A 5,452-nucleotide genomic window follows, 5' to 3' on the forward strand; every position below is an offset into this window, starting at 1 on the left:
CTCTTCCGCTTCGTTAAACAAGCTGTCTCGATAGCACGAAAACTTACTGATGCTGCGCTAATGCAGATCAGCCATCCAGCCGGCAACGGGGTTGCCGGCTGGAAGCACGCCGTCCTGCACTTTCTCCGGCTTCACATGGACGCAACGCTCCAAGAAGTCCTCGACTGGGCCGAGGAGATGGAGCGGGTACGAGCCGCGCTCGTTCTCGAGCGCGGCGAGTTCCCCGGCCCATCCGCGCTCTGCAAGTCGTTTGACCGGGCGCCGATGCGCATCTGGCGAGAGCTGCTCCGACTCTCGTCGGAGCTGCTCGACCAATCCGGTCACGCCGCTATCGACGCCACCCACTTCGACCGCCGGCAGGCGTCGAACCATTACCTCAAGCGGTGTGACCGCATCGCGTTCGAGGGGTTGACGGACATCCGCGACCGGATGCCGGGTGCGAAGAAATTCCATGCGTGGGCGTTCCGCCGCTTGTACGACTACACGGTGTACAAGGCCGAAGCGGAGGGTATCGAAGCCATACAGGTGGATCCAGCGTACACGTCCAACCGATGCTCGAAGTGCGGGACAACGCTGGACGAGAATCGCCCGTCACAAGCGAAGTTCTGTTGTCAGAAGTGCGGGTACGAGATCAACGCGGACTATAACGCAGCGAAGAACATCGGCTTTCGGTTACTCCGTGCGGGGCAAAAGTCTCCGCACGGAGGGGCGACACGTCACCTCGCCCTGAAGTCGGGGACGCTGAACGTGAATGGCGGCTACTCGCCTGCCAACCGCTAGGGTGGCCAGAACGGGAGTCCACCGACAAGCTTCGTCCTTTCGGGCGGAGTAGGTGACCGAATCACGAGCCTACGGCGGAGATCACCTATTCCGCCCCCTGAAAAACAGCAGCTGCCACGAAGCAGATCGACCTAGGAGTGGTTGAGGCTCGCCTTCTCGAAGGGTGACTCTCCAGTCGGAATGAGCAGCTCCTGTCGGTCTCCGACTCGCTCGGCCAGCTTCCGTTTCAGGTACTGTCTCGCCGTCGACGGCGTGAAGACGCCCTTGTCGAGCATATCGCCGACGACGTCTTTGAGGGCCGCGAACTGTCCCTGGAGGTGGCCGTCGCCGACCGGCTCGCCGTCGTACCAACGCACCGTCGCAAGCGCACCGTTCCCGACTGTTTCTCCCTGCTCGACCGTCTCTGAGTCGTACTGGAAGCCGAACCACAGCGTCCGATAGGCGGTCACCTCGAACGTCGTCGACACCGCGAAGAACGCCTCGTGGTGGAGGTAGTCGAGATGGTCAGCGACGATCTCGTCGAGCTTGTAGTAGCCGTGTGCTGTCCAAGATGAACTCTATCGAACTGAAACACCGGTGCCCTCTACCGCATCGGCGATCCACCGAGGGTGCATCGATAGTATTTGACTCGGAAGTCGATCCGTGTCGAAGAACCCAACCTCAAGTGCCTCATCCTGATCTGCTTCAAGCGTGCCGCCGTCGACGCTACACAGGAAACAGTTCGTCACGAAGTGAACCGTCTCTCCGGACGGATACGAGAACACCTGCTGTTCTGGGTGGGAGTACACCCCAGTGAGGCGTTCGACCGTGATGTGAAGGCCTGTCTCTTCTCGCATCTCGCGCGAAATTGCTTCCTCGACCGACTCGCCTCGTTCAACCGTTCCCGTCGGAAGTGCCCATTGTTCTTTGTCGGCCCGCTTCAACAGCAACACCTCACCTGACCCGTTCGAGGCGACCGCACCTACCCCCGGTCGAATGTCCTCTGGCCACGAGTACTGGGGATCGGTCCAAGAGGTTACTGTGTGCGAGAATAGATCCGCAAGCGATTGAATCACTGCGTCGGGATGCGTGAAATCCCGTCGTGAGGCTGCTGTTGGCGCTTCATCTGCGACAAGGATTCCGGTAAGACCTGCGCGGTGAGCCCCGAGAATATCCGTTGCTGGGTTATCGCCGATGACGACTCCATCCTGATCACCGGAGGTTCCCTCGAGAGCCACCTCAAACATCAGGGGCTCGGGTTTACCGACGACAGTGGGTGAGGTCCTTGCCGCTGTTTCGACCGCGCGAACGATAGCCCCCGCACCGGGTACGGGACCGTTAGGGGTTGGGAACGCACCGTCAGGATTCGTTCCAATAAACCGTGCACCATCATCGATGTGTCGTGTTGCTCGTCTAATGTCTGTATATGATGTCTGTTCATCAGCTCCAACAACGACTGCCTCTGGAGATTCGTCAGTGACTGTGATTCCCTGCTGACGGATCTCAGTCCGCAGCCCTTCACTCCCGACTGCTGCCGCCTTGGTAATCCCTTCTTGACGGAGATGGGCTGCAGCCGCCCAGGCTGCTGTTACTATCTCTTCTTCATCAGCCTCGATTCCAAGTGCACGAAGCCGGGATGCGACCGCGTCCCGTGTCGGTCGTGGATCGTTCGTGAAAAATCGAATTTGCTTGTCCTGTTCGTGGAGTCGATTCACACTGTTAACGGCATCGGGAAGCGCTTCATTCCCAAGGTAGATCACGCCGTCAAGGTCGAATAGGAACGTCTCAAACTGGTCGGCGATCATTGTAATTATGTCGTGGTATCATTCACTTGTATCTGTCTCTGCCGGCCTGAATACGACCTCCGGAGTGACTGTCAGCAAGGCCCCGGCACCGACCGCAAACACGAACGCGAGCACAGCGAGCATTAGGAGTGGGCCACGCAGATCGGCCAGTACACCCCCAATGGCTCGGAAACTAATTGCGGCCACACCACCGGCCATTGACACGACGCTTAGGATAGTGGCTCGCCGGCGATCTGGGGTCCGTTCGTTGACAACACTAGACTGAAATGTCTTGCTGACTTGCCAGATCGCCTCCATTCCAATAAACGAGGGGACAGCGAGAACTGGAGACACCGGCAGTAACATAAAGCTCCCAGCCAGCAGAAACGGGGCTACGAGAAACCAGCGACGGCGCCCGAAAGTACGTTCTATCCTGCCGGTGGTAGCGCTCGCCCCGGCAGCGACGAGATTAAAACTCGCATACAGTCCCCCGACCGCAGCAACGGGAAGCCCGACCTGACTTCCAACGACGATTGGCTGGATGAACGTTCTCGCGACTTCAACGAGGCCAAAGAGCAGCACTGTGTACCCCACGAAGCCTCGCACCCCTGGCTGATCGAAGAGGTGCTTCAAGTCTTCTCGCGTCATCGCAAGTCGCCACGATTCCGACTGTGATTGGTCTGCAGTGTCCGAAATCGTCGGAAAGGAGAGTACGATGACCGCGTTGATCGCTAACAATCCGGCGGTAAGCACGAACGGGGCGATAATCAGTCGGCTGTAGAGAACGCCACCGACGACCGCCGTTACCGCGGTTGCAGCTAGTTTGAGTGCGCGTCCCCGGCCGCGGACATCGGTGTAGGTTTCCGACGCGCCAGCCTGCGCTAGGGCACTGTAGAGCCACGCATCAGCTGTCCCGGACCGAAAAGTAATCCCAACGGCCCAGGTCGCAAGCGCGAGCGCGAGCGGCAGCAGCGTCTGTGCAAGGGCAAGGCCACCGATACCGAGTGCCGTCACCACTGCCGCCACGAGTAAACTCTGTCGGCGGCCGAGACGGTCACCAAGATATCCGGTCGGAATTTCAGCGAGAACGAGAACCGCCCAATACAACGCGCCAAGAACCCCGATGTCGGTGTATGAGAGTCCCCGTGCTTGGAGCAATAGCACCCAGACTGGAGCGATGAGTCCCTGGGTTTCGGTGAGGGAATATACATAATACCGCCACTTGAGGCGACCTGTCTCCATCTGCACTTTCTCTCGTTTGGCTATTGCCGCCGAGAAGCCGATATGGGTTATGGGTATAATCGTTACTGAGTTCATCTGCCCCACAGGTCGTCGTTAGAAGCCGGACATACCGCTTCAGGGCTCCTTCGCGTAACTACTCAGCTGGTAGTCACCCACGGCATCGTTCGCTTCCCCCAGAGCAGTACAGTAGCGGCGAAGGCCTCTCGGAACGTCTGCTGGTATGTCACGCGTCTTCCGGAACTTCCCCCGCTTGTGTGTATTCGAATCTACCAGTTTCAGTTTCAGCGTTTTTGTGAGTTCAGTCATATCTCATCACCATTTGACGCTGACGACCGCGACTGGATCGCCCTGCGCCCCTCTCGGGGGCGAACAACCCTACTCGTCGATCGGGTCGGGGGAACTGAGGTCCGCGTTGAGGACTTCGCCGTCGCGAACGACGTACCGCTTCGCCAGCACTGGGAAGCGGCACTTGGTAAACCCGGCCGTCTGGATGTCGAGTTCCTCGTCGCCTTTGAGGTGTTCGGCGAGTTCTCGCAGGAATTCGTGGGTCACGATGCCGCCCTCGTAGTCCGGGAGGCCGTTCTCCCGCGTCTCGTACACCTCAAAGTCGTCGTACCCCCAGATGGTGAGCTCCCCGTCTTCGGTCACCTCCCAGTCGAGCCTCCCGAAGCAGTAGCTCTCACAGAGCTCGCGGACTGCCTGTCGATCCGATACGATCGCGCCAGTCGACGTTGTCGCAGCTTGCAGTGTCGCCATGTCTGGAGTTCACGGGGTCGCCCCCGCACCCCTGTCGGGGGCGATAAACCGACGCGAGAGTTGCCTCCCTGGTCGTGGCCGGGGACTCCAGTTAGGAATCTGCGTGGGCGTCCGCCCTGGCTCCGTCGCCCGGCCGCGTGAGAAGGCTCACCTCTTCCAAGAGGTCTCTCGCGGTCTCGACTCGCTCTCGATCCGCGTCGTCCAATCGGTCGACGTCGAGTCGGTTGAGATTGCTGAGTATCTGATGCAGCCGATATCCTTGTTCGATATCTGGATCTATTGGAAACGCCTCACCAATTCACGGCATGAAAAGCATTACCGGTTTGGCGAAATCTGATTAGTTATGAACCAACAGTGGTGAAATAGCCGTTAGGTATCTCTGCGAATCTAACGGTACTGCGGTCTGAGAATCGCCTATTCACCCGAACCCAGCCAATAAATGACGAGTGTCACAGTAAGTCCAGCAGCAAGCCCCAACGAAATCGCGCCACGCCACGATGTGTTAGAGAAAAAGTAGTACACTCCCGCAGCAACGAGGCTGTATGAGAGGAATTGGAGGGCTGTGTTGAATCACTAGACGGCGTCGAGATGGGTCGCTAAATCAAAGGAGTTGAAGCGGAGAGATTCGGTTACCTATGACACAAATCTCCCGCTTCACTGGTGAGATTGTGCCGATAGCCCAAGTTGTTACCGGTGATGGAGACGAATCCGCCGCCCCGCAAGGTGGCGGCGGATTCGCCGACTATGCCCTCGTTTCCCTCCACTGTCTGCGGATTTACCTCGATACGTCCTACCGAATGACGATTGACCTGCTGAAGGAGATGCCACAAATAACCGGGGAGATCGGCCTCAGCAAGGCCGATCTCCCCGCTCCATCCACGTTGTGTAAAGCGTTCGACCGGATCAGTATG

Annotated in this window: 5 protein-coding genes and 4 pseudogenes; 3 read left to right on the forward strand and 6 right to left on the reverse strand. The window is 58.5% G+C overall.

The genetic code is table 11. From position 1 onward, the window contains the following. A pseudogene (locus BLT27_RS20000) lies at positions 1-393 on the forward strand (IS5/IS1182 family transposase); the annotation flags it as partial. After that, positions 373-780: pseudogene (locus BLT27_RS19450) on the forward strand (RNA-guided endonuclease InsQ/TnpB family protein); the annotation flags it as partial. The pseudogenes BLT27_RS20000 and BLT27_RS19450, both read left to right, overlap by 21 nt. 131 nt (positions 781-911) lie before the next feature. Here BLT27_RS19450 and BLT27_RS18755 read toward each other — a convergent pair. From BLT27_RS18755 to BLT27_RS20560, 6 genes and pseudogenes are all read right to left on the reverse strand, one after another. Continuing rightward, positions 912-1,304, reverse strand: a pseudogene (locus tag BLT27_RS18755) (DUF6735 family protein); the annotation flags it as partial. A gap of 33 nt (positions 1,305-1,337) precedes the next feature. Further along, complete coding sequence (locus BLT27_RS18760) at positions 1,338-2,564, reverse strand: HAD-IIA family hydrolase (protein ID WP_089736642.1); 1,227 nt, start codon at positions 2,562-2,564, stop codon at positions 1,338-1,340. 18 nt (positions 2,565-2,582) lie between these two features. Beyond that, complete coding sequence (locus BLT27_RS18765; RefSeq protein ID WP_217639196.1) at positions 2,583-3,860, reverse strand: MFS transporter; 1,278 nt, start codon at positions 3,858-3,860, stop codon at positions 2,583-2,585. A gap of 39 nt (positions 3,861-3,899) precedes the next feature. Then, positions 3,900-4,091, reverse strand: a complete 192-nt coding sequence (locus BLT27_RS19455) for a hypothetical protein (protein ID WP_139172438.1) — start codon at positions 4,089-4,091, stop codon at positions 3,900-3,902. A 69-nt stretch (positions 4,092-4,160) separates the two neighbouring features. Next, a complete protein-coding gene (locus BLT27_RS18770; RefSeq protein ID WP_089736644.1) occupies positions 4,161-4,541 on the reverse strand; it encodes a hypothetical protein in 381 nt (126 codons plus the stop codon). Positions 4,542-4,632: 91 nt separating this feature from the next. Next, positions 4,633-4,821, reverse strand: coding sequence for a DUF8012 family protein (locus BLT27_RS20560; RefSeq protein WP_089736646.1), 189 nt, complete (start codon positions 4,819-4,821; stop codon positions 4,633-4,635). A gap of 355 nt (positions 4,822-5,176) precedes the next feature. On the opposite strand from BLT27_RS20560, the pseudogene BLT27_RS18780 reads away from it, so the two are divergent. After that, positions 5,177-5,452, forward strand: a pseudogene (locus BLT27_RS18780) (IS5/IS1182 family transposase); the annotation flags it as partial.

It is taken from the genome of Haloarchaeobius iranensis (assembly GCF_900103505.1).
GTDB lineage: Archaea > Halobacteriota > Halobacteria > Halobacteriales > Natrialbaceae > Haloarchaeobius > Haloarchaeobius iranensis.

Bases quoted from the DNA above. Each gene is read 5' to 3' on its own strand.
- BLT27_RS18770 (WP_089736644.1), bottom strand. From the start codon at position 4,541: ATGGCGACACTGCAAGCTGCGACAACGTCGACTGGCGCGATCGTATCG.
- BLT27_RS18765 (WP_217639196.1), bottom strand. From the start codon at position 3,860: ATGAACTCAGTAACGATTATACCCATAACCCATATCGGCTTCTCGGCG.
- BLT27_RS19455 (WP_139172438.1), bottom strand. From the start codon at position 4,091: ATGACTGAACTCACAAAAACGCTGAAACTGAAACTGGTAGATTCGAAT.
- BLT27_RS18760 (WP_089736642.1), bottom strand. From the start codon at position 2,564: ATGATCGCCGACCAGTTTGAGACGTTCCTATTCGACCTTGACGGCGTG.